This is a genomic window from Bacillus sp. B2-WWTP-C-10-Post-4, assembly GCF_009183805.1.
Classification (GTDB): domain Bacteria; phylum Bacillota; class Bacilli; order Bacillales; family Bacillaceae_G; genus Bacillus_A; species Bacillus_A cereus.
This window is the reverse complement of the sequence record NZ_WEII01000050.1, coordinates 1-26,497: the sequence shown is the minus strand read 5'-3', so window position 1 is coordinate 26,497 and position 26,497 is coordinate 1. Positions and strand designations below refer to the sequence as shown.

Sequence of the window (26,497 nt, the reverse complement as noted above, 5' to 3'; positions counted from 1 at the left end):
CATTTTTCTCTTGTCATACAGATAAGAAAGAGAGGAGTGTGAACTATGGTTAATGTGGAGCCAATTATAATTGATAATTATACGTTTATTGCAGTTAGCGTGAAACTTCCAAAGACGAATTTGCTAGCTGTAATGAGCGATAAAGGATATATTATGTGTGGTGCATTAGATGTAGGTCTTTTAAATGAGAAGTTAGGTGATCGCGGAATTATTGCTGGCCGTGCGGTTGGTGTAAGAACGATTGAACAACTTCTTGAAGCGCCACTAGAATCGGTAACGACTGGAGCTGAAGCATTAGGCATTCCAGCAGGTACGATTGGAAAAGAAGCATTATTAAAAATGAGATAAGCATATATCGTCCCTCCTTCTTGCATAGAAATGATATAAGAAGGAGGTTTTTTTATGAGTATATTTCGCTCGAAAAACTCGCGGTTTCGAAGGGGACCTATTGCCTTTCGGTATATACTGCTTATGTCGTTTATTCTTTTTGTTATATTACTTACGCAAGGGTTGTGGATTGTGAATAATAATATTCAGCCGACCTTAATTAAATATGGGGAAGTAGAGACACATAAAATGGCGACGGCAATTATGACGAAGGCAGTAAAGGATCGAATTAATGAAGGATTCGATGTAGATTCATTAATGAAAGTACAGAATGATAAAAACGGAAAAGTATCCACAATTAATTTAAATACAAAGCAAGTAAATGAAATTGTAACATCAACGACCACGTACATAGAAAAATATTTACAGCAAGTAGAACAAGGGAAGTTGAAGGAGCTAGGTATTTCTGAAAAAAACGGCGCGACTATGGCAGTTCCTTTTGGGCGTGTAACTGATAATGCACTTCTTGGTAATATAGGACCAGATATTCCGATTCATTTCACGCCAGTTGGACATGTGAATACAGATATTAAACAAAAAATTGAGCCGCATGGGATTAATACTACAGCGATTCAAATTGTTATGGAAATGGAAGTAACATTGCAAGTGATTATTCCATTTCATACGAAAGAGATAAAGGTGAAACAAAATGTTCCGATTGCGACGCGTATCGTTCAAGGGGAAGTGCCTACGTATTATGGAAGCGGAAGTGTTGCTGTACCTGATAAAAAGAAAACAGATAGTTAGTTGTAAATAAAGTGAAACCCGGCTCAGTCAGACTTTTACTGGATAAAAAATAACCGTAGCAATGCAGCTACGGTTATCGTTTTGTATTTGCTCGTTCTTTGCGCTCCCAAAGGCTTAAATGCATGTATGGATCGAAGGCCCATTCTGTATAGCCATTGTCTTTATACATGCCAAAATGTAAGTGGGGCGGAAATTTTCCGGCTGTACCAGGAGGTCCATAACCAGTGCTACCAACAAATCCCAGTACTTTTCCTGGCTCAACAATTTGTCCAAGCTGTATTTCTTTTGAAAACCCGCCTAAATGAGCGTAATAATGGTAATTGTTATGAAGGTCGCGAATACCAATGCGCCATCCACCAAGGCGGTTCCAACCTTTCGTTTCAATAATGCCATAGCAAGTCGATCTTACTGGCACGCCATATCCGGCAAAAATATCGGTTCCTTCATGAATCCTTCTGCCGCCAAAACTTCTTCCAGCGCCGAAAGTACTACGGTAGCTATGGTCACTACGGATCGGAAGAGGAAAAGCATTTCCTTCTAAATTAATACGTCCATAATGTTTATAAATTTGGGCGTATTCGCTAATTAAATCAACTGTTTTGGCACGTCTATAATATTCCCAGAGCATAATTTTAATACGGTCTTCTGACGTTCCTTGTTTCCTTAAAATAGTCGCTGCGGTATGCAGAAGATCACGGTCGCTATTTGCATTTGCAAATCCATCTTTGTCACCATCTAAACCTATTCCGCCAAATAGAGAAATTGTATGGGGAAGAGTATCGTTACTATTAATAGGTCCAGCCCATATTTCTGGTTTGAAATAAAGGGAAATGATGGCATCTGGTTTTTTCGGAATATCTTTTCTTACGCTCCGTATATTTCTTTCATATTGATCCATTGCAGCTAAGTAATACCATGGAATGCCTGAAGACTGCTCGGTTTCTTTATATAGTGCCATGCGCTTTTCGTATATGCTTTGCTGATTATCTTCACCGTAAGCGATGTTTTGGTGGAGAAGAAAACAAATAGAAAGCAAAAGAGAAATTTTTCGAAGCATGAAATAGACTCCTTTCACAACATCACTCTTTTTAGTGTGGGATATACGGAGTATTTCATTATAGGGAACGATTGGAAAAAATCTTAGAATCTTCATTTGAGCAAATCGCTTTCATACGTTAGAATAGATATGTTACATTGAAAGAAGCGAACACGGTAAACTATTTCATATTGTGCGGAGTTGATAACCATGACAAAACAAACAGAATATAAGCGCAAGCCCGAATGGTTGAAAATTAAGTTAAACACGAATGAAAACTATACAGGCTTAAAGAAAATGATGCGTTCTAAAAATCTTCATACCGTTTGTGAGGAAGCAAAATGTCCGAATATTCATGAATGCTGGGCTGTAAGAAAAACAGCAACATTTATGATTTTAGGTGCGGTTTGTACACGTGCTTGTCGTTTTTGTGCGGTTAAAACAGGCTTACCAACTGAGCTTGATTTACAAGAACCAGAACGCGTGGCAGATTCAGTAGTACAAATGGGCTTAAAGCACGTTGTTATAACAGCGGTTGCACGTGATGATTTAAAAGACGGCGGAGCAGCTGTTTTTGCTGAAACAGTACGCGCTGTACGTCGTAAAAATCCATTTACGTCAATCGAAGTATTACCATCTGATATGGGTGGAGTAGAAGAAAACTTAAAAATGTTAATGGATGCAAAACCAGATATTTTAAACCATAACATTGAAACAGTACGTCGATTATCTGACCGAGTTCGCGCTAGAGCAAAATATGAACGTTCATTAGAGTTTTTACGTCGAGCGAAAGAAATGCAGCCTGATATTCCAACTAAATCGAGCATTATGGTGGGCTTAGGTGAAACGAGAGAAGATTTAATTGAAGCAATGGATGACTTACGTGCAAACAATGTGGATATTTTAACTCTTGGGCAATACCTACAACCATCTAAGAAGCATTTACCAGTTCTTAAATATTACCCACCAGCAGAATTTGCAGAGCTTAAAGAAATTGCACTTAGCAAAGGATTTAGCCACTGTGAAGCTGGCCCACTTGTGCGTTCTTCTTACCATGCGGACGAGCAAGTACGTTCTGCAAAAGAAAAAACAGCAGAAGCTAAATAATGAAAAAAGAGAGCTAACGATTAGCTCTCTTTTTGTTTATACTCTAAAACGGTATTTGGACATGTTAATAAAATCTTTTTTAATTCTTCTGTGGATAATTCAATTGTAAATTCAGGTACACCAGGTGTAATTAAAATTTTATCGTACGTATAAATAGCGTTATCCACAATAATTGTTACATCGTGTGAATATCCGAAAGGAGCCACACATCCCGGCGTACAACCAGTTTTGTCTCGCAGTTCATCAGGAGAACAGAGAGATAACCGTTCTCCTGTTAGTTCTTTCATCTCTCCCCGGTTGAGCCTTGTGCCCTCTAACGTAAAAAATACGTAATAATCTCTAGACTTTGATTTTAAAAATAAGCTTTTACTTGGAGTGCCTTGTAAGCCGAGTCTCTCACGTACAATCCTATCTGTCTCATAATCGAGTACTGGTTCGTGTTCAAATTTTTCATAAGAAACATTTGTTTTATGTAGTAGAGCAAGTACATCTTCGTACATATGGAGTGATACCCCTTTCTATTATTAGTACAGTTTCTTCTCGTGGCGTCAACTGAATGTTTTGGAAAGGGATATTACTTAGATGATGCTTCCCATAAGCGTTTTATGATACATTGTTCGTCGATTGTAATTTCGTAAATATCAGGATTCGTTAAAGTTCTCCATTCATTAAAGCCAATCGTATGATCAAAATGCTTTAAAATGAGCGTAAGTAAATTGCCATGTGTAACAAGTAGTGTTGTTGTATGGTTTAATTGTAAAACGTCTTGAATAAGCGATATGGCACGGTCTGTTGCTTGTTTTGTTGACTCTCCGCCTGAAAAGGCAATATCTATATTTGTAAAAGTAGATTCTAGTTTTTGCATCCAATCATCCATTGGAACGTTGCTCAATATGCGTTCAGTTAATCGTTCATCTTCTTGGATAGATAAGTTAGCTTGGAGCGCATAGGGCCGAATGGAATCGATAGCTCGGACAAACGGGCTTGAAATAATATGATCGATTTGTAGATGATTTTCTAAGAGGAATGTAGCAAGGGTATTTGCTTGGTCTTTTCCATCGGTCGTTAATTCAGCATCACGTTTTTGCCCAGTTGCTGAACAATGTCGTATTACAATAATTTTCTTCATAATTCATCCCCATCTTTCAAGTTGACGCTATATACTTCGACAAATGTGGAAATAATTCCTTTTTCTTGTAAAACGGCATATGGATTTAAATATGTGGAAAAGTAATGTGGATAATGAACATTTGAGGTGCAATCATGAATAAAATGATATGTATTGTAGTTAGTCTTTGTTTTTTAATACACTTGTCCACAACTTATGCAGAGTCGAATCAAAAAGTAAATTATCCAAGCAATCGAAATAAGTCATTTGTGAGTGAGGATATTTTTTATAAACAGTTAGATAAGAAAATCTATAAAGAATACAATAATGCAGCATATAGTGTTCGAAAAAAAATCTTATTTAGAGAAGTGCCCGATGAAGAATTTTCTTTCCTACAAAAAACAGCCGTGGGTTGTCGGAGTAGTGTGATGCTTCAAGATTTTTTTGCTTCCTTTTCTCAAAATGAAGTAGAAGAGTTTCATAAATATATCGTTATAGATGCAGAAACAAAGAGGGAGCTGAAAGAAGGAAAAAGCTATCATCATTGCGACAATCCATAAAAAATAAACCACCAATCGGTGGTTTATTTTTTACTCCGGTACACTCATTAATTTCGCTTTCATTTTGCGAATAAGAACGACAGCGCCAATTGTACAAAGAAGTGTAATTCCTTCTGCAACGAAGATATTGATTGTTTTTGTTTGGTAAAGTGCCGCGAAAAAGTCTACAAATGCGTGGAATAGTATAGCGTATACTAGGAAGATATATTTCTTCTGTTTTACTGCGTATAAAACAAGCATTGTAAAGGCAATTTGAAGCACGAGTGCCATAATTCTTTCTAAGCTACCAAGGAAGTATAAGTAGGCAGGTTGCTGAATTAACATGTCCTGTAAAATGCTCAGCTCGGGTTTTTGTTCAATCAGTCGAGCGAAGCTACCATCGTTAATAGAATTAGCAAAGATTAATGCTTGTAATGCAGAAAAACCGCCAATTAAAATAGATTCAATTCCGCCGTGACCAATTCCATAAGCGAAGCCATCTTTATATTCTAGATATTTTTTTAGTAAGAAGAAGAAGGCAACGAAGCGTCCTAATTCTTCAAAAATACCAGCAGTCAATCCGCCATAAATTGCGAAGACAAACGGATTTTCTAAAAATGGAGCGATTGTTGGATTACCGCGTATAAATAGGTGGAATGGTGTTTCAAGAATTTGGGTAAATCCGATAAAGATAAGAACACCAATGCCTACTACTTTCCAATTCATATTATATTTTTTACGGAAATAAACGAGTACAATAATTGGGACCAGAATCGAGACAATGAGTTGAAAGATGATGCTGGCAATTACAGTATTTGAAACCATACTTTCACCGCTTTCTAATATATGTACATAACTATTATGCATCAAATATAGGAGAGATGAAACTTTTTAAGATAAAATGAATTTACTTATTGACTCTAACGTTGCGTCATACTTTATCGTATGTACTAAGGGGGAGATACAAATGACAATGAGAGTAAAAGAAGTAGCTGATTTAGTTGGAATTAGTGTGCGCACACTGCATCATTACGATGAAATTGGGTTGTTAACCCCAGACGAGACGACAGAGTCTGGATATCGTCTGTATTCCAATGGAAATTTAGAGACATTGCAGCAAATTTTGTTTTTTAAAGAGCTTGGCTTCCCTTTGAAAAAAATTAAAGAGATTATCATGAGTCCATCATTTGATCGCGAAGAGGCACTAGAGCTTCATAAGAAAATGCTTCTTGAAAAGCGTGCCAGATTAGATAAGGTGATTGCGACGATTGATAAAACAATTCAGCATACAAAAGGAGAGATTGAAATGACGAACAAAGAGAAATTTGAAGGATTCGATTTCAGCCATAACCCATATGAAGAAGAAGCACGTGAAAAATGGGGAGACGCAGCTGTAGATAAAGCAAATGAATATGCAAAAGGTATGTCAAAAGAGAACCAAGAGGAGTTTAATGCTATTTATAGAAAGTTAGCAGCGCTTAGACACGGAGCACCAGATTCTAAAGAGGCACAAGAAGCAATTGGAGTGTGGTACGATTACTTGCAAAACTTCGGTGCATATTCATTAGATGCTTTTAAAGGACTCGGTCAAATGTACGTCGCTGATGAGCGCTTCACGAAAAATATCGATAAGTTTGGTGAGGGGTTAGCGCAATTTATGTGTGATGCGATGGAGGTTTATGCGGATCGTAATAAAAATTAAAAAGTAAAACAGGTGGAGATTTTCTCCACCTGTTTTACTTTTTAATCATATCATTCAAAGTCTGATCTCCCGTATTGTTCAAATGAGGATTTTTACTCATTTCACGTTTTAGCATATCGAGGCTTTGCGTATATTCTGTATCATTTAATGCGCCAGATTGAAGACCTTGAATTTGGGAAATCAACTTTTGGTCTGTTGATACATATCCTTTATAATAGCGAGGGACGATGGACAAAGCAGCTCTATATACTTGATCTGCTACGAGTTTTGGATCCGTTGTGTTTGCACGGTATACAACAAATACTTCATCATCGGTAACGAGCGTAGCGGCGTTTGTAACGTCAGGAAGTTTGACTGTCATACTTGTAATCATTTCAGCAACTTTCTCACGGTTAATGGCTCCTACTTGTTTGTTAGATACTTCATGCTTTTGTTTAGATGAATAGCCGACCCTTGTGAGCCGTGTATTTGTATTTTCCGTATGATACATGTCGTTTTTATTGGAAACAAGAACACGGCTTCCTTCTTCACGTTCCATTTCAGCTTTGTTCGCTGATTGGCAGCCTGCAAATAAGGAAATAGTGAGAAGGGAAAGTAAAATTTGTTTTTTCACGATGTATCACCTCCTTCTCCATAGCATGTACTAATTTGCAATTTTTTGTATTTGAAATTGTTGGTTGTTATGCTTTGTGATACGATAAAAAGAAGAATGCTTAGAGAGGAAGTTAATGATGGAGCAAAAGCAAGAGATTCATGCTACGGTGAGCATTAATAATGTGCAGTACGAAGTAATTAAAAACTTTCGTGACGGTTTTAGTGAAGAAGCATTTAAAGAGCGCTATGCAGAAATTTTAAATAAATATGATTATATCGTTGGAGACTGGGGATATGAGCAACTTAGACTGCGCGGATTCTTTGATGATAGTAACCAGCGTGCGACATATGATACGAAAATTAGTACGTTAACGGAGTATTTATACGAGTACTGTAACTTCGGTTGCGCACACTTCGTATTACGAAAAATGAAGAAATAAAAAAATCCTCTTACGATTGTAAGAGGATTTTTTGCATTATAAACAAATCGAGATATAATCTCCTTCAGATAGTATTGTATTTGGTTTCATTTGTTGTCCGTTCAATTGAATATCTCCGTTTTTAATTTTATCCACAATGCGTGTACGGCTCCAGTCGGAAATATATGTGGATAAGGCTTTATCCATTCGGTGGGAACCGAAAACGATATCTAATACAATTGTAATTTCAGCTACGCCACTTTCTTTATGCTGTGTAATGGAAATGGTAGTAGTTGTTTCCGTTTGATCTTGCTGAGGCATATCGACTGTTTCCACATGATCAGTAAATGATTTATAAATACGAAGTTTTTGATTCCACGTATGATCTTTCGGACATTTATAAATGGCAAAGCGATATATGTTTTTTCCGTTGGCGTTATGCCTACGAATATTTGTGTCGGTAAATAGGGTAGTGCGTCTGCAATTTTTACAATACTTTTCGATTGTGTTTTGTTCATTTTCATATAAACTCCAAGAAAGTTGTACTTTCTGCATTTTCCTTCACCTCTTATAGTAGTGGCAAAGGAACGTAATACAGCTATTTGGATGTCTTGTAGTATGAAGACATGAGAAAAAGACAAAAATAAAAGGAGGTTCCCTTAGGAACCTCCGTAAACATCATACTACAGATGCGTTACGTTCCTTTGTAATGGGAATGGGCAGACTACTCCCTTGAAAAAGCGTGGTGCTTTTTTGAGAGTAATGCTATCCAATTGCTGGTCCATTACAAAGTAAATGTTGGCATACGTAGATAACGTCCTTTCTATCCAAATAGATTTATTCTTAATTATAACATATTAGTTTGAAAATTAAAAATACTTACAATGAAAAAACACCAGCTAAAACAGCTGGTGCCTAAGATAAATTATATAAGTTCAAATAAAAATGAGCGTAGTTCTTCTGCAATTTCTTCAGTCATAGAAAATGCGTGCTCTAAGTAGCCTGGTTCGTTTAAATCGTCAGCGCCGATGATTGCAAATTTATTGCGCTGCATATCAAGGACAATTGTTTTACCGTAATGACGATCAGAGTATAAAAGCGCTAAATCGTGACGCTCATTTTCTCCCATAAAGCTAACGAAACGCGTTTTTGTAGCGACAGTATCGTCGTACAGAAAGAAACGTTCTTCCATACACATGGCTCCTTTATTAAATATCTAAGTTTAAGTGTGGCTTATGATCTAAATGGTGATGCGTTTTAATGAATCGTACTGTTCTTGTTTTGTAACGCATTACGATAGAATATGTTTCAGCTAAATCTCCACCAAGGAATTTAACACCGTCTAATAACTCACCAGCAGATACACCAGTTGCTGAGAAGATTGCATCATCCCCAGATACTAAGTCATCTAACATAAGAAGTTGACGAGGATCTTCTAATCCCATTTCACGACAACGAGCTTCTTCTTCTTCGTTCATTGGAACTAAACGAGCTTGCATTTCACCTTCAAGGCATTTTAATGCTGCTGCAGAAATAACACCTTCTGGAGCTCCGCCAATACCTACGAATAAGTCGATACCCGTTCCAGGTAGTGCTGTTGCGATTGACGCACCAACATCACCGTCACCAAATAATTTTACGCGTGCACCTTTTGCACGAACACGGTCAATAATATCTTGATGACGTTCACGTTCTTGAACGATAACTGTTAGATCGCGAATCTTTTTATTGTTAGCTTCTGCTACAATTTCAATTGTTTTTTCAATTGGATCATCTAAGCTAATTTTACCAGCTGCTTTTGGACCAACCGCGATTTTTTCCATGTACATATCAGGAGCATGAAGAAGGTTCCCTTTGTCTGCGATTGCAATAACTGCCATTGCATTTGCAAGACCTTTTGCAACGATGTTTGTACCTTCTAATGGGTCAACGGCGATGTCTACTTCTGGACCGTTACCTGTTCCTAGTTCTTCACCAATATACAGCATCGGTGCTTCATCAAGTTCTCCTTCACCAATTACAACTGTACCTGCCATGTTTACTGAATCGAACATATCACGCATTGCTGTAGTTGCTGCATCATCTGCTTCATTTTTCTTTCCGCGGCCCATCCACTGTGCGGATGCTAATGCTGCTGCTTCTGTTACACGGACAATTTCTAGTGCGAGTTCACGTTCCAAGATTTCATTCCTCCAATTTCAAAAATCATACAAATATAACTATAACAAATAACGGAGAAAAGGTGAATTCGAAAAATTGTCGATTTTTTCAGAAGAAAGCGTTACAATTAAAATGTAAATGCTTTAATTTCCAGGTAGGTGACATTCATGTATTTTGTAGACAGAAAGAAAATAGAACAAATGCTAGTATGTTTAGAACGAGCAACAAGTACATTTCAAGAGAAAAAGATATATGAAACCGAGTTTGAATTTTACGCATTAGAGCGCATAGCCCATCTTATTATTGATTGTGTATTAGATGCCGGGAATGCGATGATTGATGGATTTATTATGCGCGATCCAGGAAGCTATGAAGATATTATTGATATTTTAATGGACGAGCGAGTGATAAGTGAAGAAGATGGACAAGGGATGAAAGAAATTATCCTTCTTCGAAAAATGCTTACACAAGACTATATTCAAATGAATCATGATGAATTATATAAGACGATTCAAAAACATATTGCAGTGGTAGAGAAATACCCAGCAAATGTTCGCAGTTATTTAGAAAAGGAATTAGGACCTGTATCTGCATTTGTACCAGAATAATTATGCTTATAAGATCCCCAGAGAATGCCTTTTGGGGATCTTATATTGTATGTGAGAAAGAAAAGGGAGAAGGGTGAAGTATGGGGGAAGCACGTACTACGAAAGACGAAATTGTACAATTGTTGAAAGTAAAGGGAGAGCACACGGTAGCGGAACTAGCTGACGTTTTAGAGATTACAGAAATGGCGATCCGAAGACATTTAAGTAATCTTGAGAAAGACGGACTTATTTATTCTAAGATGGTAAGGCAACATGTCGGAAGACCAACTTATTTGTATGGATTAAGTGAAAAGGGAGAAGATACATTCCCGAAAGAGTATAAGCAATTTGCGATTGATATGCTAGAAGATTTAGCTCGAATGGGTGATGAAAAAATACTTCGTTACGTTTTAAAAGAGAGAACGAAGCGAATGGAAGAACAGTTACAAAAGAGAGTGAGTAATCAAAAGAATTTAGCATATAAAGTGCAAGAGATAGCAGCTATGCAAGAGAAAAACGGTTATATGGTTCAAATAAAGAGAGATGGAGAGAATTCTTTCGTAATTGAAAAACAAAACTGTCCGTTAAAGGAAATTGCAGAGAGATTCCCGCAAGTATGTAAAGATGAAAAAGAGATGTATAAGCGTTTATTTGCAGGAGCAGATGTAAAGACGTTAGCAAATATGTGTGAGGGCGATTGTAGTTGTTCTTACCAAGTAAAAGAGAAAAAATGAACGTTATGGGGCGCTTTTAGGTAAAGCGTTTTTTTCTTTGGAAAAAGCGGGTAATATAAGAGTGGTATGATAAGGTGAGAACGTTAGCATAGAAGGAGAGACATAATCGATGTATAAAGGTTACTTAATTGACTTAGACGGTACGATGTATCGCGGAGAAGAACAAATTGAAGAGGCAAGCGACTTCGTAAAAGCATTAGGAGAGCGCGGCATTCCTTATTTATTCGTTACGAATAACTCAACGCGTAAACCAGAACAAGTGGCAGAAAAACTTGTTCGTTTCGATATTCCAGCGAAAGCAGAGCAAGTATTCACAACGAGTATGGCGACTGCGAACTTCATTTATGAACGTAAACAAGACGCAACTGTATATATGATTGGTGAAGAAGGCTTACACGATGCACTTGTGGAAAAAGGATTTGAACTTGTGGATGAAAATCCTGATTTCGTTGTTGTTGGTTTAGATCGTGACATCACATATGAAAAGTTAGCAAAAGCGTGTCTTGCTGTGCGTAACGGGGCAACGTTTATTTCCACAAATGGAGACATTGCCATTCCGACTGAGCGCGGATTATTACCAGGTAACGGCTCATTAACATCAGTTGTAGCAGTATCAACAGGTGTGGATCCAATCTTTATCGGAAAACCAGAATCAATTATTATGGAACAAGCTTTAAAAGTACTTGGCATAGAAAAAAATGAAGCATTAATGGTTGGGGATAACTACGATACAGACATTTTAGCAGGAATAAATGCTGGCATGCATACCCTTCTTGTCCACACTGGAGTCACAACTGTGGAGAAGTTAACAGAATACGAAGTACAACCAACGCAAGTTGTGCATAACTTGACGGAGTGGATTGAGAAGATGTAATGAAGAAAGCTGTTCCAAACTTTGGAACAGCTTTTTTTCTAATATTTGTGGGCAGCCCGATTGGTGTGGGCTAACATTCGGTTGTGACTAGTGTCGATTTTTGTCGGTAAGTTGATATATTTGAAAAATCGCCGATATAATCTGAGTTGCGCCGATATATTTAGAAAATCGCTGATATAATCTGAGTTGCGCTGATATATTTAGAAAATCACTGATATAATTTTATTAGAACGCACGATTCACAACGTCTTTAACCTCTTCAAGATATTGCTTACGCACACTGTTATCCACAGAAGGAACACTTGTATAGAATGTATGCTCAATTGTTTCAATGCCTGTAAATTCAAAAATACCAACATCCGCTGTTTTCTTCATTGCATCAAACATGCCGCCTGCTGTGTATGCCTCTTTCGTATTACCCATTGTAGATAATAACAATCCTTTTTTACCGCTTAATAACTTTTCAATGCCGTTTTCACCGTAAGCATAAGAAAATCCATGGCTAAACACACGGTCAACGTATCCTTTTAAAATAGCAGGAAGTCCCGCCCACCAAACTGGATAAATAAATGTAATGCTGTCAGCCCAAGAGATATGTTCTTGTTCTTCTTTAATATCTTCTGGTGTATTTCCTTTAGAAAATGAGATGAAATCGGAAGCGCCTAATACTGGATTAAAGTTTAATTCGTATAGATCGCGAACGCGTACTTCGTGACCTTTTCCTTCTAATTCACTTTTTATCGTTTCTAAAATCGCATGGTTGAAGCTTTCTGTATTCGGGTGTGCATAAACGATTACATGTTTCATTTTTCTTCCTCCTATTTGTGGATATGTGAATAGTTATTTGTATATCTGTAACTATTATGGTTACTACCTTTATAGAAGTCAAGTAATACATATGTATGTATAAAAAGACGCCCGAAAATCGCCTTTTTATACCCCGCTCATACAAAGTACAAAAAAGACAAATAAAATAATGACAATACCAATGCCGAAGTTAAATACGAGAGTACTATCCATATATGTAGCCTCCTTGTTTGAAAGTAAAAAGCACTCTAGTTAAGAGTGCTTTTTTATTTTGAATCTACTTTATAACTTTTAGAAAGTGATTCATGCGTGTAATGATTTACATTATTTTATGTATTTATACTTTGAAATGAGTAAGTCCTTGTTGGATATAGAAAAAAAGACACTCGTGGAGTGTCTTTTAAGATGACAAAATGTGCCAATTGCTTGAGGTTGATAAGACGCTAATTTCCGTGTTAACGCCTTTTCTTTAATCAAGAAGTGTAGCAACAGCGATTCAAATAGATTGTACCATTTGTTTAATTGTGGTGCGTATGCAATTGTGCATATTATGATCATGAGGTAGGTAATGAACTGTGAATAATTTGAAGTGATTTATTTACGATTTCTTCTGCGGCATATATGCCGATTGCGTCTGTTTTTAAAATATGAGGTTGTAAGTTATCATGCATTGCCCCTAACTCACCATGAAGTGGTGCGAAGGCATGGTTCGCCTTTTCAAGCATGCATAAATCAAGTAAAGAATCCCCAGCTGTAATAATCGTATCTATTTGCAAAATTTCTTTTATATATTGCACGGCGTCCCATTTGTTAATTGGTTTTGGTACAAAGTATAGCTTTCTACCTTGAAGTGAATGATTCCAGCCTTGTTTGTCTAACCAGGAAGTGAAAGATGATAATTCATCATAAGGAATGTTCTCCCGTTTAATAATGCAATAATGGAATAGATCATCAGCTGTTTTTTGTGATATAACCCAATCTTTATGAGCTATTTGTCCAAATTCCTTTAGTATGTCGTTTCCCTCTATACATTCAAACGATAGTCTTTCTTTTACTATCCTGTTCCAAGTACCATCTTGTTTACCGTTATGAAGAATATTACCGCCGTTACTTGTAATGGCGTATTCGGGAATGATTTCGTCTTGGAATAAAGAAATACGCTGAAACTGCTCAATAGTTCTTGTTGTAACTGGGATGAAATGTGAGTGCAGTTGCAATTTTTTTAGTAGTGAAATGGTTTTATGTGATATGAAAGAAATTTCTTTCCCATCTAAAGTTTCAATGAGTTGAATTGATTCATCTTCTATAGGGGCACGAAACGATTTCCGGGAATAAATAAGCGTCTGATCAAGATCACTGGCGAAAATCATATCGTTTCCCTCTTAAGAGGCTTAATGAGCCCGCAACATGAATAAGCCATATTCTCATAGATTTCAATAGGGACATTCTTTTCTTTAGCAAGAAGTAAAATATGCTTTAAATCGGGATTGTTTTGCTTACGTATTAAAATTTTCCACGGTATTCTCCGGAGTAATACGCGAGTTGTTTCACCGACTCCTGGTTTAATTAAGTTAATATCGTCAATTTCAAAGTGATTTTGGATAGACTGTATATCTTTTAATCCTTGCCAAGAGGGATCAGTGTAAGTTGAAGTAATATAACGTAATTGATTATCTATATGAGAATGAACAGAAGGGAATAAATCTGTTACCTCATCAACGAAGAAATTTGATAAGTCTTCTTGCTCTAGCTCTTTATAATATTTAACACCATGAAAATCATTTGGACCGATATAGGTGTCATTTAGTATAGTGCGGCTAATTAGTCCAGAGACTGTTGCATTTAAGCAAGCGCTAGGAATAAGAAAATCTTCACGTGTACCGTAAATTGAAGTACAGTAACCGGGATCAGCAAGTACAGCCATACAATGAGAAATGTGTGTATTATTTCGTTCGTTAAATGTGTGTACTGCATATTCTAATTCTTTTTTTATTGCACCTTTTCCAGTCCACCCATCAATGAATTGAATTGTTTCTTTAGGGTGATGTTCCAAAATATAATGGAGTGCATTTTCATCAATACCGCGTCCGCGAACAATAGAAATACAATAGTGAGGTACATCAAGGTTGTATTGATAGCGTATGTAGCGTTTGATAAGAATGCCAATAGGTGTACCAGCACGAGCTAATGAAACGAGGACAAGGTTAGTTCCTTTAGTTTGTATAATCTGTTCGGCGACAACTCCAACAGCGATGGCTAGTTTGTGTTTGTATTGTTGCAGGGAAGAAAAGAATAAATCCATATACGCTTTAGAGGGTTTATATTCCATTGGTAACATTTCGGAATAATGTGTGCCAGCTTGAATTGCTTGTTCTCTAGTTTCCGTGGAACTTTCTTTCATTAAATCACTAATATCTTTTAATAGAAAAATAGCATCATTTGGATTGTAACTACTAATATGAGAATTTACTTTTACCATAATTATCAACCTTCCTTTTCTATGCTATTTGAAAATGAGACGATATGAATAAAAGGAATAACTGTTTGTAACTGCTGTAGAAGAGGAGATAGGGCTTCTTCCCCTAAATCACGCTCAATGAAAACAAATGCTTCATCGTAATCATGAGGTGAAATATTATAAAAGTAATTTGTTATAGTAGGATCTTCAGGACTTGGATATGAGAAATGATTATGAATGGCGTAGTTCACATCATTTGAAACAGGATGGATAGGGCTTCTTGTTGTAGATTGATATAAAATATTTTCACCCATTTCAGCAGCAATTTTCATTGGGATATACATAAATTCACCCGTTCCGAGACAGAGTGTTCGTTTTCCCATTCTTTCTCTTTTTAAAGTTTTTCCTGCTTCTTGGGCGAAAGAATGAATGTGCTTTTGTTCATATGCTGAAATGCCAAATCGCCCAGTATATTTTATATAATTTGATGTATAGGGTGATTTTAGGCAGGTAAGGGTATGTTTTTTGAAATCAGGTTTTGTTTCTTCAATTTGAATCTCTTTTTTTGCAATATTTAATGGTTGGCCAGTTGTATGAATACTGCCTTCTAATAAAGAAATAACATGAACCTTAATTTGAAGTTCTTCTTCTAATTGTTTAAATTGTTTTCTATTAGTATGAGAACGCCAGTCTAACAAAGAAGCAATTATATATTCTTCTCGTGGGAATTTATTTTGAATAGATCTAATAATATTTAATGCTGTTTTTCCTGTTGTCATCTCATCATCTACGAGAACAATTGGATTGTTGTTTTGAAAAAAGCTTTCATCTACATAACAACGGTGTGATGTTGCATGAGAATGTTCTTCCTCAAATGTAATGACAGATTCTAGGTGGGGTATCGATTCCCTAGTTGTATGTACATACTTTGCATTTTGAAAGCATTGAAACATAGAATGACCAAGTGATGTCGCTGTTTCAGCGAATCCGATGAACAAAACTTCTTGTTGCAGAGGATATTGATAACGAAATACTTCCTCTGGGATTTCATCAATTTCTAATGAAATGAGATTTAAAATTTCTTTTTGAAATGGATGAGAAATATTATGTAGTATTTCCATATATCTTGCAGCGAGAGCAACTCCACTTGATAGAGAGACTGCAGGTTTAATAGGAAGATGCTTTCCAAGGATTGTACTCACAAATAAAAAACTACGTTTCTTATTTATTCTCGCAGCCATTTGAAAAAGATTGTCTAGCGCTAAATTATATGGATTATCACGTACTTCTACATGAACTTGTATATTATTTAAAACGTTATACGTGTTGCTTTGCGTTTGTAATAAGGAGATCGGTGAATTGTTTGTTTTCATGTAGCACCCCGTAAATATTAGATTTTAAAATGGTTTTGCGAGCCCAGCCATAATGAGGTTTTACTTCATTCATCTTGTTAGAAAAACTGCTTTTTAGCACTCCATTATACGTATCTGCATTTTGTAAAATTAATCTCGCATCTAAATAATCTTCCATTGTGACAATGTGCATTGCCTGTACAACTTTAATATGAGATGGATGAATAACTGTCTTTCCGATTAAGCCATTTGCATGGTCAAGTGATACCTCTTGAATAAGCCCTTCTTCATGATCATTAGAAAAATATTCCCATACACATCCTGAAATAATATATTCATTTGTTGCCCTTGAGAAAACGTTAATAATGTCTGAAATACAATCACGGACAACAGTAATATGATAGATAGGTGTGTATTTATTGCGCCGAATACTAAATATACTTGAAAAATCAGTAGCACCAATACGTACATTTAAGATGTAATCGTGATAAGAATCTAGTAAATCCTTTATTTGTAATAATGATTCTGCCCGTGTTTCCTTATACATAATTTCGGGTGATTCTAAAATCGGCATGCCATATAGCGATAATGAGTATAACTCGTTTATATATGCAAGCTGATCGATATAAGTCTTTCCGTTAATTGGTGTGAATTTTGGAAAGACAAAACCACATAAACAATGAACAGCACTACCTAATTCAGTAACAATTTTCTTCATTTGACTTGGCTGTCGAACTCTAATAAAAAGAAGTGGGATGTCTGCTTGATTTAGTATGTTGGCACTGACTAAGTTAGCGATTTGCTGTATTTGAACGACGATGTTTTGCTCTGCAAGTTTTACTTCCTCATCGCTGATAGCGTCCTCTAGACAAAGAATAATTGAGATAGCATCCACATGTTTCCTTATAATTATATCTTCCGCAATCGTTTCTTTCGTGCCAGGAGTATATAGTGTGGCACCTAGTGCGTAAGCTAGTTGTTCTTTCCCTATATTTTTTGAAAAATTAAGAGGTTCTTTATAGAAAAAATTTTGCCGTTCTTCTGAGGAGAGATAAGAAAAGTAATTCAAATTGTCACCACCTTATTTATAATGATTCTGTTTAATCGTAACATAATAAGAAAAATCTTCCATAAAAATGAAGCAAGAAATTAAAAAAATATATTGAGAAAGATGAATTATAAGATGAATATCGAATATTGTTAATAGAAATATAATAGGGGGAAAGAGAAAGTGGATATACATAAATTAACAGAGGAAGAAGCAAATGAGATAAATACTTGGACGTACGAGGAACCATATAATTTATATAGTTTTTCAGGCGAGAAAGAAGTAATGGAAGAGCTATTAGATGGAACGTATTATGGCTGTTGTGATGATCAAGGAGACTTCATCGGTTATTTTTGTTTTGGAGCAAATGCACAAGTACCAGGTGGAAGAGATGCTCATTTATATGGTGGAGAAGATGTGATTGATATCGGACTTGGCATGAAGCCGGCGTTAACCGGGAAAGGAATGGGGAAAGAATTCTTCCAAGCTGGAATAGCGTTTGCCACGAAAGAGTTTAATGCAAAAATGTTTCGATTAAGCGTAGCGACATTTAATACAAGAGCGATTACGTTATATAAAAATATCGGATTTAAGCAAGGGCCTATTTTTTTGAGTCGCGGAAGAGAATTTATGCTGATGGAATATGAAAGACCGTCAGCATGAACCTGACGGCCTAGAAAACACTATTATTCTGAGTGCTCAGCTCGGTGCGCTAAACGGCTTGAAGCAGCGGCAGCGATTCCGCCAACGATATCATCAAGGAACGTATGCACCTTTCCAGTTGATTTATCATTTAAGTATTCTAAAATACCAGGTTTTAATTTATCAATATATCCAAAGTTCGTGAAACCGATAGAGCCGTACACATTCACGATAGAAAGTGCGATAACTTCATCAATTCCGTATAAGCCTTCATCACGTTTTACAATATCTTGTAACGGTTCACTTAGCATTCCCTTTTCAGCAAGGACATCAAGCTCGATACCAGTAATCAGTGCGTTTTGTACTTCACGTTTTGATAGTACACGTTCTACATTGTAACGGCATTCTGACATCTCTAAATTTGGATGATATTTTTTTTGAAGAAAATGAACAAGTTCAGCAATATCGTCAATTGTTACACCGCGTTCATGTAATAGTTTTAATGCTCTTTCTTGTAGTTGATTTGATTCTTTCATGTTTATCACCTTTTTTTCTTTTTAGTATTTGTATACGTTTCGTTGCTTTATCATGTGCATAGGAATGAAAGGCGAGCACAAGCTCATATATATAAAGAAAAACCATAGGTGGCGACTGCGATGATTCAGCATATTTATGAGCATTATCACATGCATGTTAAAGAATTAATCCCCCTTGGCCCCTATAAAAGCTTTTGGATTCGCAACAAAATTTATGTACTTGTTCCAATTGGAGAAATGGAGGAAGAAGTACTTGTAGAGATGAAAAAGCTCAGTGATTATATGAACCAGCAAGGGGATATAACTGTAGCGACTTTCGTTCCGACTATACACGGCTACTATGTAAGTGAGATAGAAGAACAAAATTACTGCTTATTAAAAGGTATGCGCACGTTAGAACGACATGCTATGTCATTAGGAAGTGAGCTTTCTATATTCCATAAACGAGGTGCATTCTTTCCAGAAGAAATTGAGCAATTAAGCCGAATTGGTGAATGGAAAGCGTTATGGGAAAAAAGGCTCGATCAATTAGAAAAGTTTTGGCAATCACAAGTGATGAACCACCCTTCAGATGTATTCGATCAATTGTTTATTGAATCCTTCCCGTATTACTTAGGAGTTGCAGAAAATGCCATTCAATATGTTGTCGATACAGAAATGGATGATACGCCGCAACTAACGGATGCAGCAACAATTTGCCAAGAACGATTCACACCTTTATTATGGCATCAAACGAAGCGTCTCAAACTTCCTTTTGATTGGGTGTATGATCACCCGAGTCGAGATATTGCAGAATGGATCCGCCATATGACGATAGAAAAAAAGAAAGACTGGGAGCAAACAATCGTTCAATTTGTTACGGATTATGAACGGAATTATTCGCTATCCTCATTTGGCTGGCGCTTATTATTTGCAAGGCTCCTGTTCCCGCTGCACTATTTTGAAACGGTCGAACGATATTACCAAACTGGAAACGAAGAACAAAAAAGCATATATAGAGATCGCTTAGAAGCCATTTTACACGATGTGAACCGCTCAGAGCAATTTATGAAGCATTTTTATGGTTCACTTCGTTTACCAGTAGATAAGCTCGGGATTAGAAAATTAGATTGGTTATCTTAAAAATATAAAAAAGAGACCGAGTAAGGTCTCTTTTTTATATACCACAATTTTATGTAATACATTATGCCCCTACCTGTTGATCTGCACATATATTTAAAACGAATTGATGCCCTTCGAGTTTTTCATTTACTTTACCCAATAATTCTTGCTGAATTTCTTTAAATAAAAATTGATAGCTTGTATTCCATGTTGGTATAACGGATGAAAGGCCTAATAAATATTCTTTTTTCTTTTCTAGTTCTTGAATTGTTAAAAAAGTGTTCCCCATTTTTGGCATCTGTCGTCCCCCTATGTTTTTTACTTTATATGTGTGAACGATTCACTATATAGTATTAATTATCGCATTTTTTGAGAGGGATTTCCAATTTTGTTTTATGATGTTAACGGATAAATGTGATTTGAATAAAAAAGGAGACCAAATTTGGTCTCCTTTTAGCAAGTGACTTTGAACGAGCCGCTAGATAATATCCAGCTCCAGCGGCTAAAATGTTCGGTGGCTTCGCTTCTTCCTGTGAGGCAAAAAGCGCCTCTTCGTCAGGAGCTCCAATGACCTCCTGTTCTGAAAGAGCCGCTTCCGCTTTTAATTAAAATACTTGTTCTACTTCGATAACGCCTGGTACTTCTTCAAGTAACGCGCGCTCGATACCAGCTTTTAGTGTGATTGTAGAACTTGGGCAGCTTCCGCATGCACCCATAAGGCGTAGTTTTACGATACCTTCTTCAATGTCTACTAATTCAACGTCTCCGCCATCGCGAAGTAAGAATGGACGTAATTTATCTAATACTTCTAATACTTGTTCTTGCATATGTGGGTTTTCCATTTTTATCGACTCCTTTCATCAGTTTTATTATAATCAAGATAGAGGGGAAAATCTATTTTTTCTCTTCTTGTTTTATTGTCGAAATTTTGTATCGTGTTTTTTCAGTATAGGGGTATGGAATAAGTTTGTAAAATGATGTGCTTATGTAATAAGACATCTGAATATACTGTTGGGACAAGAAGTGGGGGAGAAGAAATGGTTAATGTTCAAGTGTATGGGACGAAAGTAATTTGTGCGAGCTGCGTTGGAATGCCATCTTCAACAGAAACGTTTGAATGGTTACAAGCGGCAATTGGTCGTAAATATGAAGGACAAGAAAATAAATTTAATTTCGAGTATATTGATTTCCAAGAAGAACAAGAAGATGCGGATAAAAAAGCATTCGCAGAGCGCGTAGTGGAAGAAGATTTATTTTATCCGGTCGTTCTTGTAAATGGAGAAATTGTTGGAGAAGGAAATCCTCGTTTGAAGGATGTTTACGAAGAAATCGAGAAATATTTATAAAACAAGAAGTCTTTGCGAATTTGCAAAGGCTTTTTTTATTGGAGGGATAGATATGAAAAATGGAGTGAAGCATGCGTTACCAACGGAAGTAGAGCAGTTAATGGAGCGGTACACAGTAGAATTAAAAGAAATTTTTTTGGATGAAAAAATAGTCGGGGTATATATTTACGGATCCATCGCACTAGGTGCATTTCATAAGGAAACGAGCGATGTTGATTTTGTTACAGTGATAAATGATTCCGTGAATGAAGCTGAAAAACAGCAGCTTGTGGAACTACATAAGAAACTTAGTGATAATATGCTAGGTAAAAGAATGGACGGTATGTATATTCCGCTTGCTGACTTAGGGAAATACAATGATGAAATGAACGAGTACGTGTATTGTGCAGATGGTAAAGCTAATGTTGGTCATTGGGACATTAATGCGGTCACATGGTGGACGTTGAAAAATCAAGGCATTACAGTTACAGGAAAAGAAGCAGAAGATCTTCCGCTGCAAATACAATGGAATGATGTAGTAAATACGATGAAATACAACGTAGAACAGTACTGGAGTGAAAAGGCGAAGAAGCCATATTTATTTTTTATAGAAGAGTGGGTAGAATCAGCTGTCGTTACGATGGGACGTATTTTATATACACTAGATCATAAAACAATCGTTTCAAAAGATAGAGGCTTGCAATACTTGTCAGAACGTTCAGCGGAAGAATGGGAGCTTTTATTAAAAGAAGTAGCGAGAATACGGCAGAACCCAAAAGAAAAGCGAATGCTCTCAAGGTGGAGAAGGGCAGATATGACGAAGAGGTACTTACTGCATTTAATTGAGATGTGTAGAGAGAAATGGTAGGGAAGAAAATGGACAATACAGTTGAGGTATTGTCTTTTTTTACGTTTTATTTGGTATATAATGGTTAAAAAGGTTTAATTATACTGGAGGGGATATAATGGAAACGGAATTAGCTACATATGAAGAAAAGAATGAACAAATGAGTATGCGCCAAGTAATTAGCATTCTATTAATTATTTTTGGGGTCATGCATGGAATTGGTTTTTTGAACCTTTTATATGATTCTTCCTTATACCCATGGTATGTAGATCATCTTATTCCACCTTTCACGTTTTGTATGATTATCGTAATGTATGCACCGGCAAGAAATTGCTGCTTACATTTAATAAAATCATTACAATTCAATAATCTTAAACATTATGTAACGATAGTAATAACAACGATTGTAATGCTTATGTATCTTGCGGTATTAAATGTAGTTTTACCACATGGGCTTGGTGTGGATGAATCTAATATAGTAATAGAACCTACTACAAGTGAAATCATTCTATACGTAGTTGTGCTCACAACTTTTGCGCCTATTTGGGAGGAAATTGTATTTCGAGGTATGTTTTTTATGAAATTATCTCAGCGCTTCTCTACACTTAGTAGTGCTGCTATAAGTGCTTTCATATTTACTTTAGGGCACCCCCTTACAGTAGGTAGTATTTTATATATTTTTGGTATGGGTATATGTTTAGCATACACATATAAGAAAACGAAGAATTTACTCGTTCCAATTGGGATTCATTTATTAAATAATTCGTTTTATTTATTAGTAAATTTTCAACTATAAAAAGACGCCTTTTAAAAAGGCGTCTTTTTTATTTTGTAGTAGATAGAAAAGTATTTACAAGTATTGTGTAGAGGAAAGATAATAGAAAAAAATATGTGCATGGGGGAAGATGATGAGTAAATATAAATTACATATAGATAGAGAACAATTATGGAAAGGCTGCGTTTTAAATTCGATTGCCCATGCAATTAATGTAGCGCATTGTCCAGATTTCTCATATGAAAGTTCATGGGATGGATTTAACTATAGTATGCAAGATAGCCAAGGCGGACAAGGGGCAATTACGTTTCATCCGAATTACACGATTGTATGTCTTCAAGATGTGAATAGTGAGAGAATGGATGAGTGGATTGATGCGAAAAGTTATTTTGAAGGGGCACCTTCGGAAGTAATAGATATTGCGAAAGAAGAAGCACTTCAATACGTATTAGAAGAAGTAGAAGGCGAAACAGTTCCTTTTATTACAACTGCATTTTGGATTGAGGATAGTGGTGCGTATTCAATTGATTCATTTGAAGAGATGGAAGAGCACGGTGGATTCTTATTAGAAATTCCATTACTTGATACAGAATCAGCAATGGAAAGACTGGAAGAAGAGTATGAACTGACAGAGGAACAAATAGAGCTTTTACAACTCGTGTATGAGAAAAAAATCCAAAGGCCAAATGAGGAAATTAAGTTGTCTAAAGAAGAAGTGGCGATGATCGGAACGGATGATAGTGAAGGATTGGAAGTTAGTAAGGATTCTTTTGAAGAGATGAATATTACTTGGGCTTTGTAGGAGAGGATAAAATGTTTCCGATTGGTGAGCAGCCGAGGATTATAAAGGACTTGGAAAATGTTACTGCTAATTTAGAAGAATTAGCGATTGAGGGGAAAACAAAAAATATAGAACGACTAGCATCTTTACAAGTTAAGAAATTATGGATTTTCGCAGTAAATCAAAAACAGTTTGAACATATTCTTTCGTATGCTCGTCCCGATATATTATATGTTTACGAAATGCGGATAGAGGATTTAAGTGGCCTTCAGAAGTTATCAGATTTACAACAGTTGTATATGTGCTGGAATACAAAAGCGAAGACGTTATGGGATATCGCGTATAATAAAAAACTCAAATCCTTATTAATTGATGATTTTTCTAAGCTAGAAGATTTAAGTGCTTTAAGTAAGTGTCCGCAACTCAATACCTTTTACATGGGCGGTGGGATAAATACAGCAATGAAAGTACAAACTTTACAACCACTCGCTGCATTACAGAATTTAAAAAAACTTACTCTTATGAACTTAAAGGTTAAAGATGATTCGTTAGAACCTTTAATCCAATTGAAAAATTTACGAGAGTTAAGTTTATCTAATCAATTTAAGGTGGAAGAGTATGCAAAATTATCTGTAGCATTGCCATATACGAAATGTGAATTTTTCAGACCTTACGTATATATGAACGATGCAATAGAGGGAAAGAATATAATGGTGATTGGGAGAAGAAGACCAATCCTTAATTCGAAAACGGATATGGTAAAGATGCAAAAGTATGAAGAACAATTTAAAAAGTTACAAGAAGAATATAAAGCACTAGTAGAAAGCACAATGTGAAATTACATTGTGCTTTCTACTAGTTTTTTCATATACATATCAACTTCGTGAAAGAATAGGGGCTCTTTTTCCTTGGTATTCAGATGCACGGTGCAATGTAAATATTGCTGTAAGTAGCGATTAGCTTGTTCGTACTGTTTTAATTTGTAGAAAGAAAAACAAGTAAGAAGTAGAAACGCTTTTTCTTCTAATATTGGAACGACAGCTAGTACTGGATTAATGGAATGTATATTTATTTCCACTAAATTTTCATAAGATGTCCACGTTTGAAACCAGTCGAAAATAGTAGAAAGGTAATTCGGAATGTTGATAGTTTCATGTGAAACATTATGCAATAGCTGGTTCTGTTTGATATGTATAGGCTCTATTCTCGTTTGTAGAATGCAATCGAATATTGAAATGTTTTCTTTTATTTGTAATTGGTTCGTAATAAGCTGCGGGAGACCGATAGGGTGGACTCCTATATTTATATAAAAGTCATCTCCAAACTGGCTTTTTTGTATGTTAATGAGCTTATAAAATCCGTTTTCAGCTTTGAAAAATGTATGTCTTTTTTTCTTAAAGCCGAGTGGTTTTAAAGTGGCGTGTAAATTTGTAATAAAATCTTGTTCCTTTTTAGAGCCAGGCTTATTCTTCGTCATATTCATAAGTAGTTAAGTTTTGTAAGAAACTTTCAAAGTTAGGTGCTAATTCAATAATTTCCTCAAACTCATTATCGATAAATATAACTGGAGGATTTTCAGCTACATTTCGATAGTCTAATGCAATCCATGTATGTCCATCACCAGATAAAAGTATGATATTCTCAGGCATTTCCCATTCTCGAATTAAATAGCGGCTCTCTAAAATACTAGATTCATTTTCATCAAAAGAAATACCATATAAACCAGATACATTAACGTGATTGTCTGCCCAAGAATTTGGCTTTGAAGTAGGGTGAACATCGAGACGAAGAGTTCCCCCATTTTGTTCTTTTAGAAGGTTTATATATGATTCTGGAAGCTTTACGTTCAGTACTTCTTCTGCTTTTTTGATTAGTTCATCGTTAATGGGTGCTAGTTTTAAATAGTCATCGTCTGCCCAAATTGTACTCTTCATATTCGATCACCTCAAATAATAGTTTTAAGAATCTTATGTCATATATTATAGTTAGTTTAGATAACATGCAATAGAGGGAGGGACGGAGTATGGATGTGTATGAATACCTCGATCACGTAAATTCTAAAGAAGATTTATTAAAATTTCTTGTATACCTCCAAAAGGATTTTAAAGTGAATAGAGATGAATGGGAGAATGTAGAGGTAGAGACTTATTTAGAGGCATTAAATAGTTGGTTAGGTTCTTGTGAATCGGTTTATATAAATCAAGGAGAGAAGTTTCCAGAAAATATTTCATGGAAGTTTATTGCTCAAATGTTACTTGCGGCAGCTCATTATGAATAAAATTAGATTTTTAAAAGATAGAATGGAGAAGATATCTTGATTAACCATAATAAAATTAAACAACTTTTAGCACATGTAGATCGTGCTGATGATAATGAAATTGAGCTAGAGTATGAATCTGAACCTATGACGATAGAATTGTTTAATAGTGAAGAAATAGAAGAAGGGCAACTTGGTTATAGTTTTGATGAAGAAGGACAAAGCTTAGTCGGGAATGAAGAAGGAGATTGGAAAGAAGGATGGATTGTAATAGGGATAGATTCATATCTTGGAGACCCGATTTTTGTAGATAGTAATGATGAGAACTGTCCAGTTTATACAGCTATGCACGGTGAGGGAGAATGGGAGCCGGAATGTATAGCGGAGCGTATAGAAGATATTATTGAGAAAGTGAAGGGGAATGTGCGAGAAATAAAATAGTATTTCAATGTGATTAAGAGGGAGGAAATGTAGTATATATTCACTAAAAAAGATGTATAAAAATGATTTTGATGCATCCTTTTTAGTGAATATATAAAATAATTAACTTAGTGTATTAAAGATATGATACATG

36 protein-coding genes are annotated in these 26,497 nt (G+C 35.9%); 18 read left to right on the top strand and 18 right to left on the bottom strand.

Going from position 1 to position 26,497, the window contains the following annotated elements:
* The first annotated feature begins 45 nt into the window (after positions 1-45).
* Positions 46-348 carry a YunC family protein gene (locus tag GBN78_RS18885; RefSeq protein ID WP_000248466.1) on the top strand — a complete coding sequence of 101 codons (303 nt, stop codon included), beginning with the start codon at positions 46-48 and terminating at the stop codon, positions 346-348.
* Positions 349-402: 54 nt separating this feature from the next.
* Entirely contained in the window at positions 403-1,134 is a 732-nt protein-coding gene (gene yunB / locus GBN78_RS18880; RefSeq protein WP_000021805.1) for a sporulation protein YunB, read from the top strand.
* Between the two features lie 73 nt (positions 1,135-1,207).
* Here the strand turns inward: yunB and GBN78_RS18875 are convergent, their stop codons facing one another.
* Complete coding sequence (locus GBN78_RS18875; RefSeq protein WP_044584957.1) at positions 1,208-2,191, bottom strand: M23 family metallopeptidase; 984 nt, start codon at positions 2,189-2,191, stop codon at positions 1,208-1,210.
* Positions 2,192-2,380: 189 nt separating this feature from the next.
* Here GBN78_RS18875 and lipA point away from each other — a divergent pair, with 189 nt between their 5' ends.
* The gene (gene lipA / locus GBN78_RS18870; protein ID WP_000166372.1) at positions 2,381-3,277 is read left to right on the top strand and encodes a lipoyl synthase; all 897 of its coding nucleotides are present in this window, start codon (positions 2,381-2,383) and stop codon (positions 3,275-3,277) included.
* 20 nt (positions 3,278-3,297) lie between these two features.
* Here lipA and GBN78_RS18865 read toward each other — a convergent pair whose 3' ends face one another.
* Positions 3,298-3,777: a YbaK/EbsC family protein gene (locus GBN78_RS18865; protein WP_044584956.1), complete on the bottom strand. Its 480-nt coding sequence runs from the start codon at positions 3,775-3,777 to the stop codon at positions 3,298-3,300.
* A gap of 74 nt (positions 3,778-3,851) precedes the next feature.
* The gene (locus GBN78_RS18860) at positions 3,852-4,406 is read right to left on the bottom strand and encodes a histidine phosphatase family protein (RefSeq protein ID WP_000721049.1); all 555 of its coding nucleotides are present in this window, start codon (positions 4,404-4,406) and stop codon (positions 3,852-3,854) included.
* A 134-nt stretch (positions 4,407-4,540) separates the two neighbouring features.
* Between GBN78_RS18860 and GBN78_RS18855 the strand changes: the two genes are divergently transcribed.
* Entirely contained in the window at positions 4,541-4,945 is a 405-nt protein-coding gene (locus tag GBN78_RS18855) for a hypothetical protein (RefSeq protein WP_044584955.1), read from the top strand.
* Positions 4,946-4,975: 30 nt separating this feature from the next.
* Here the strand turns inward: GBN78_RS18855 and GBN78_RS18850 are convergent, their stop codons facing one another.
* Positions 4,976-5,791, bottom strand: coding sequence for a YhfC family intramembrane metalloprotease (locus GBN78_RS18850; protein ID WP_002005924.1), 816 nt, complete (start codon positions 5,789-5,791; stop codon positions 4,976-4,978).
* A gap of 100 nt (positions 5,792-5,891) precedes the next feature.
* Here GBN78_RS18850 and GBN78_RS18845 point away from each other — a divergent pair, with 100 nt between their 5' ends.
* The gene (locus GBN78_RS18845; protein WP_000178783.1) at positions 5,892-6,626 is read left to right on the top strand and encodes a MerR family transcriptional regulator; all 735 of its coding nucleotides are present in this window, start codon (positions 5,892-5,894) and stop codon (positions 6,624-6,626) included.
* 34 nt (positions 6,627-6,660) lie between these two features.
* On the opposite strand, the gene GBN78_RS18840 is transcribed toward GBN78_RS18845, so the two are convergent.
* Positions 6,661-7,239, bottom strand: a complete 579-nt coding sequence (locus tag GBN78_RS18840) for a YhcN/YlaJ family sporulation lipoprotein (RefSeq protein WP_000744129.1) — start codon at positions 7,237-7,239, stop codon at positions 6,661-6,663.
* Between the two features lie 118 nt (positions 7,240-7,357).
* On the opposite strand from GBN78_RS18840, the gene GBN78_RS18835 reads away from it, so the two are divergent.
* Positions 7,358-7,660 carry a YutD family protein gene (locus GBN78_RS18835; RefSeq protein ID WP_000435942.1) on the top strand — a complete coding sequence of 101 codons (303 nt, stop codon included), beginning with the start codon at positions 7,358-7,360 and terminating at the stop codon, positions 7,658-7,660.
* 36 nt (positions 7,661-7,696) lie between these two features.
* On the opposite strand, the gene GBN78_RS18830 is transcribed toward GBN78_RS18835, so the two are convergent.
* The 3 genes from GBN78_RS18830 to glpX all read right to left on the bottom strand — a co-directional run bounded on the left by GBN78_RS18830 (position 7,697) and on the right by glpX (position 9,819).
* Entirely contained in the window at positions 7,697-8,194 is a 498-nt protein-coding gene (locus tag GBN78_RS18830) for a hypothetical protein (RefSeq protein ID WP_001174572.1), read from the bottom strand.
* A 370-nt stretch (positions 8,195-8,564) separates the two neighbouring features.
* Positions 8,565-8,831, bottom strand: a complete 267-nt coding sequence (locus GBN78_RS18825; protein WP_000392606.1) for a DUF3055 domain-containing protein — start codon at positions 8,829-8,831, stop codon at positions 8,565-8,567.
* A 16-nt stretch (positions 8,832-8,847) separates the two neighbouring features.
* Complete coding sequence (glpX, locus tag GBN78_RS18820) at positions 8,848-9,819, bottom strand: class II fructose-bisphosphatase (RefSeq protein WP_000439090.1); 972 nt, start codon at positions 9,817-9,819, stop codon at positions 8,848-8,850.
* Positions 9,820-9,966: 147 nt separating this feature from the next.
* Between glpX and GBN78_RS18815 the strand changes: the two genes are divergently transcribed.
* The 3 genes from GBN78_RS18815 to GBN78_RS18805 all read left to right on the top strand — a co-directional run bounded on the left by GBN78_RS18815 (position 9,967) and on the right by GBN78_RS18805 (position 11,994).
* Positions 9,967-10,407 carry a DUF86 domain-containing protein gene (locus GBN78_RS18815; protein WP_000274000.1) on the top strand — a complete coding sequence of 147 codons (441 nt, stop codon included), beginning with the start codon at positions 9,967-9,969 and terminating at the stop codon, positions 10,405-10,407.
* Between the two features lie 80 nt (positions 10,408-10,487).
* Positions 10,488-11,120 (top strand): helix-turn-helix transcriptional regulator, encoded by a 633-nt coding sequence (locus tag GBN78_RS18810; RefSeq protein ID WP_000503350.1) that lies wholly within the window; start codon positions 10,488-10,490, stop codon positions 11,118-11,120.
* 109 nt (positions 11,121-11,229) lie between these two features.
* Positions 11,230-11,994, top strand: a complete 765-nt coding sequence (locus GBN78_RS18805) for a TIGR01457 family HAD-type hydrolase (protein ID WP_000276467.1) — start codon at positions 11,230-11,232, stop codon at positions 11,992-11,994.
* A 225-nt stretch (positions 11,995-12,219) separates the two neighbouring features.
* On the opposite strand, the gene GBN78_RS18800 is transcribed toward GBN78_RS18805, so the two are convergent.
* The 5 genes from GBN78_RS18800 to GBN78_RS18775 form a co-directional block, all read right to left on the bottom strand.
* Complete coding sequence (locus GBN78_RS18800; protein WP_044584954.1) at positions 12,220-12,801, bottom strand: NAD(P)H-dependent oxidoreductase; 582 nt, start codon at positions 12,799-12,801, stop codon at positions 12,220-12,222.
* 554 nt (positions 12,802-13,355) lie between these two features.
* Positions 13,356-14,171, bottom strand: coding sequence for an HAD family hydrolase (locus GBN78_RS18790; RefSeq protein ID WP_000575383.1), 816 nt, complete (start codon positions 14,169-14,171; stop codon positions 13,356-13,358).
* Positions 14,168-15,280, bottom strand: coding sequence for a cysteine protease StiP family protein (locus GBN78_RS18785; RefSeq protein ID WP_000241502.1), 1,113 nt, complete (start codon positions 15,278-15,280; stop codon positions 14,168-14,170). The genes GBN78_RS18790 and GBN78_RS18785 overlap by 4 nt, the downstream gene beginning before the upstream one ends.
* Before the next feature lie 5 nt (positions 15,281-15,285).
* A complete protein-coding gene (locus tag GBN78_RS18780) occupies positions 15,286-16,632 on the bottom strand; it encodes a phosphoribosyltransferase family protein (protein WP_044584952.1) in 1,347 nt (448 codons plus the stop codon).
* Positions 16,577-17,680: an HpcH/HpaI aldolase/citrate lyase family protein gene (locus GBN78_RS18775; RefSeq protein ID WP_001106077.1), complete on the bottom strand. Its 1,104-nt coding sequence runs from the start codon at positions 17,678-17,680 to the stop codon at positions 16,577-16,579. The genes GBN78_RS18780 and GBN78_RS18775 overlap by 56 nt, the downstream gene beginning before the upstream one ends.
* A 162-nt stretch (positions 17,681-17,842) precedes the next feature.
* Between GBN78_RS18775 and GBN78_RS18770 the strand changes: the two genes are divergently transcribed.
* The gene (locus tag GBN78_RS18770; RefSeq protein ID WP_000351145.1) at positions 17,843-18,322 is read left to right on the top strand and encodes a GNAT family N-acetyltransferase; all 480 of its coding nucleotides are present in this window, start codon (positions 17,843-17,845) and stop codon (positions 18,320-18,322) included.
* Positions 18,323-18,345: 23 nt separating this feature from the next.
* Here the strand turns inward: GBN78_RS18770 and GBN78_RS18765 are convergent, their stop codons facing one another.
* Complete coding sequence (locus tag GBN78_RS18765) at positions 18,346-18,837, bottom strand: phosphatidylglycerophosphatase A family protein (protein WP_044584951.1); 492 nt, start codon at positions 18,835-18,837, stop codon at positions 18,346-18,348.
* Positions 18,838-18,957: 120 nt separating this feature from the next.
* Between GBN78_RS18765 and yutH the strand changes: the two genes are divergently transcribed.
* The gene (gene yutH, locus GBN78_RS18760; RefSeq protein ID WP_000614218.1) at positions 18,958-19,959 is read left to right on the top strand and encodes a spore coat putative kinase YutH; all 1,002 of its coding nucleotides are present in this window, start codon (positions 18,958-18,960) and stop codon (positions 19,957-19,959) included.
* A gap of 61 nt (positions 19,960-20,020) precedes the next feature.
* Here the strand turns inward: yutH and GBN78_RS18755 are convergent, their stop codons facing one another.
* Both GBN78_RS18755 and GBN78_RS18750 read right to left on the bottom strand, forming a co-directional pair.
* On the bottom strand, positions 20,021-20,236 hold the full coding sequence (locus GBN78_RS18755; protein WP_016118827.1) for a hypothetical protein: 216 nt from the start codon (positions 20,234-20,236) through the stop codon (positions 20,021-20,023).
* 307 nt (positions 20,237-20,543) lie between these two features.
* Positions 20,544-20,780 carry a NifU family protein gene (locus GBN78_RS18750; protein WP_000431159.1) on the bottom strand — a complete coding sequence of 79 codons (237 nt, stop codon included), beginning with the start codon at positions 20,778-20,780 and terminating at the stop codon, positions 20,544-20,546.
* Positions 20,781-20,975: 195 nt separating this feature from the next.
* Between GBN78_RS18750 and GBN78_RS18745 the strand changes: the two genes are divergently transcribed.
* From GBN78_RS18745 to GBN78_RS18725, 5 genes are all read left to right on the top strand, one after another.
* A complete protein-coding gene (locus GBN78_RS18745; protein ID WP_000248588.1) occupies positions 20,976-21,284 on the top strand; it encodes a YuzD family protein in 309 nt (102 codons plus the stop codon).
* Between the two features lie 52 nt (positions 21,285-21,336).
* Positions 21,337-22,131, top strand: coding sequence for a nucleotidyltransferase domain-containing protein (locus GBN78_RS18740; protein ID WP_001986998.1), 795 nt, complete (start codon positions 21,337-21,339; stop codon positions 22,129-22,131).
* A gap of 97 nt (positions 22,132-22,228) precedes the next feature.
* Positions 22,229-22,906 carry a CPBP family intramembrane glutamic endopeptidase gene (locus GBN78_RS18735; RefSeq protein WP_000447119.1) on the top strand — a complete coding sequence of 226 codons (678 nt, stop codon included), beginning with the start codon at positions 22,229-22,231 and terminating at the stop codon, positions 22,904-22,906.
* Between the two features lie 112 nt (positions 22,907-23,018).
* The gene (locus GBN78_RS18730) at positions 23,019-23,687 is read left to right on the top strand and encodes a hypothetical protein (RefSeq protein WP_070184448.1); all 669 of its coding nucleotides are present in this window, start codon (positions 23,019-23,021) and stop codon (positions 23,685-23,687) included.
* Positions 23,688-23,698: 11 nt separating this feature from the next.
* A complete protein-coding gene (locus tag GBN78_RS18725) occupies positions 23,699-24,502 on the top strand; it encodes a leucine-rich repeat domain-containing protein (protein ID WP_044584950.1) in 804 nt (267 codons plus the stop codon).
* Positions 24,503-24,504: 2 nt separating this feature from the next.
* On the opposite strand, the gene GBN78_RS18720 is transcribed toward GBN78_RS18725, so the two are convergent.
* Positions 24,505-25,143, bottom strand: coding sequence for a DUF4304 domain-containing protein (locus GBN78_RS18720; RefSeq protein WP_000164716.1), 639 nt, complete (start codon positions 25,141-25,143; stop codon positions 24,505-24,507).
* A complete protein-coding gene (locus GBN78_RS18715; protein ID WP_000843110.1) occupies positions 25,130-25,600 on the bottom strand; it encodes an SMI1/KNR4 family protein in 471 nt (156 codons plus the stop codon). The genes GBN78_RS18720 and GBN78_RS18715 overlap by 14 nt, the downstream gene beginning before the upstream one ends.
* Before the next feature lie 89 nt (positions 25,601-25,689).
* On the opposite strand from GBN78_RS18715, the gene GBN78_RS18710 reads away from it, so the two are divergent.
* Positions 25,690-25,944: a DUF7660 family protein gene (locus GBN78_RS18710; protein ID WP_000383681.1), complete on the top strand. Its 255-nt coding sequence runs from the start codon at positions 25,690-25,692 to the stop codon at positions 25,942-25,944.
* Positions 25,945-25,980: 36 nt separating this feature from the next.
* On the top strand, positions 25,981-26,364 hold the full coding sequence (locus GBN78_RS18705; protein WP_000607080.1) for a hypothetical protein: 384 nt from the start codon (positions 25,981-25,983) through the stop codon (positions 26,362-26,364).
* The last annotated feature ends 133 nt before the right edge of the window (positions 26,365-26,497 follow it).

Bases quoted from the DNA above. Each gene is read 5' to 3' on its own strand.
- GBN78_RS18885 (WP_000248466.1), top strand. From the start codon at position 46: ATGGTTAATGTGGAGCCAATTATAATTGATAATTATACGTTTATTGCA.
- yunB (WP_000021805.1), top strand. From the start codon at position 403: ATGAGTATATTTCGCTCGAAAAACTCGCGGTTTCGAAGGGGACCTATT.
- GBN78_RS18875 (WP_044584957.1), bottom strand. From the start codon at position 2,191: ATGCTTCGAAAAATTTCTCTTTTGCTTTCTATTTGTTTTCTTCTCCAC.
- lipA (WP_000166372.1), top strand. From the start codon at position 2,381: ATGACAAAACAAACAGAATATAAGCGCAAGCCCGAATGGTTGAAAATT.
- GBN78_RS18865 (WP_044584956.1), bottom strand. From the start codon at position 3,777: ATGTACGAAGATGTACTTGCTCTACTACATAAAACAAATGTTTCTTAT.
- GBN78_RS18860 (WP_000721049.1), bottom strand. From the start codon at position 4,406: ATGAAGAAAATTATTGTAATACGACATTGTTCAGCAACTGGGCAAAAA.
- GBN78_RS18855 (WP_044584955.1), top strand. From the start codon at position 4,541: ATGAATAAAATGATATGTATTGTAGTTAGTCTTTGTTTTTTAATACAC.
- GBN78_RS18850 (WP_002005924.1), bottom strand. From the start codon at position 5,791: ATGCATAATAGTTATGTACATATATTAGAAAGCGGTGAAAGTATGGTT.
- GBN78_RS18845 (WP_000178783.1), top strand. From the start codon at position 5,892: ATGACAATGAGAGTAAAAGAAGTAGCTGATTTAGTTGGAATTAGTGTG.
- GBN78_RS18835 (WP_000435942.1), top strand. From the start codon at position 7,358: ATGGAGCAAAAGCAAGAGATTCATGCTACGGTGAGCATTAATAATGTG.
- GBN78_RS18830 (WP_001174572.1), bottom strand. From the start codon at position 8,194: ATGCAGAAAGTACAACTTTCTTGGAGTTTATATGAAAATGAACAAAAC.
- GBN78_RS18825 (WP_000392606.1), bottom strand. From the start codon at position 8,831: ATGGAAGAACGTTTCTTTCTGTACGACGATACTGTCGCTACAAAAACG.
- GBN78_RS18815 (WP_000274000.1), top strand. From the start codon at position 9,967: ATGTATTTTGTAGACAGAAAGAAAATAGAACAAATGCTAGTATGTTTA.
- GBN78_RS18810 (WP_000503350.1), top strand. From the start codon at position 10,488: ATGGGGGAAGCACGTACTACGAAAGACGAAATTGTACAATTGTTGAAA.
- GBN78_RS18805 (WP_000276467.1), top strand. From the start codon at position 11,230: ATGTATAAAGGTTACTTAATTGACTTAGACGGTACGATGTATCGCGGA.
- GBN78_RS18800 (WP_044584954.1), bottom strand. From the start codon at position 12,801: ATGAAACATGTAATCGTTTATGCACACCCGAATACAGAAAGCTTCAAC.
- GBN78_RS18790 (WP_000575383.1), bottom strand. From the start codon at position 14,171: ATGATTTTCGCCAGTGATCTTGATCAGACGCTTATTTATTCCCGGAAA.
- GBN78_RS18785 (WP_000241502.1), bottom strand. From the start codon at position 15,280: ATGGTAAAAGTAAATTCTCATATTAGTAGTTACAATCCAAATGATGCT.
- GBN78_RS18780 (WP_044584952.1), bottom strand. From the start codon at position 16,632: ATGAAAACAAACAATTCACCGATCTCCTTATTACAAACGCAAAGCAAC.
- GBN78_RS18765 (WP_044584951.1), bottom strand. From the start codon at position 18,837: ATGAAAGAATCAAATCAACTACAAGAAAGAGCATTAAAACTATTACAT.
- yutH (WP_000614218.1), top strand. From the start codon at position 18,958: ATGATTCAGCATATTTATGAGCATTATCACATGCATGTTAAAGAATTA.
- GBN78_RS18755 (WP_016118827.1), bottom strand. From the start codon at position 20,236: ATGCCAAAAATGGGGAACACTTTTTTAACAATTCAAGAACTAGAAAAG.
- GBN78_RS18750 (WP_000431159.1), bottom strand. From the start codon at position 20,780: ATGGAAAACCCACATATGCAAGAACAAGTATTAGAAGTATTAGATAAA.
- GBN78_RS18745 (WP_000248588.1), top strand. From the start codon at position 20,976: ATGGTTAATGTTCAAGTGTATGGGACGAAAGTAATTTGTGCGAGCTGC.
- GBN78_RS18740 (WP_001986998.1), top strand. From the start codon at position 21,337: ATGAAAAATGGAGTGAAGCATGCGTTACCAACGGAAGTAGAGCAGTTA.
- GBN78_RS18735 (WP_000447119.1), top strand. From the start codon at position 22,229: ATGGAAACGGAATTAGCTACATATGAAGAAAAGAATGAACAAATGAGT.
- GBN78_RS18730 (WP_070184448.1), top strand. From the start codon at position 23,019: ATGAGTAAATATAAATTACATATAGATAGAGAACAATTATGGAAAGGC.
- GBN78_RS18725 (WP_044584950.1), top strand. From the start codon at position 23,699: ATGTTTCCGATTGGTGAGCAGCCGAGGATTATAAAGGACTTGGAAAAT.
- GBN78_RS18720 (WP_000164716.1), bottom strand. From the start codon at position 25,143: ATGACGAAGAATAAGCCTGGCTCTAAAAAGGAACAAGATTTTATTACA.
- GBN78_RS18715 (WP_000843110.1), bottom strand. From the start codon at position 25,600: ATGAAGAGTACAATTTGGGCAGACGATGACTATTTAAAACTAGCACCC.
- GBN78_RS18710 (WP_000383681.1), top strand. From the start codon at position 25,690: ATGGATGTGTATGAATACCTCGATCACGTAAATTCTAAAGAAGATTTA.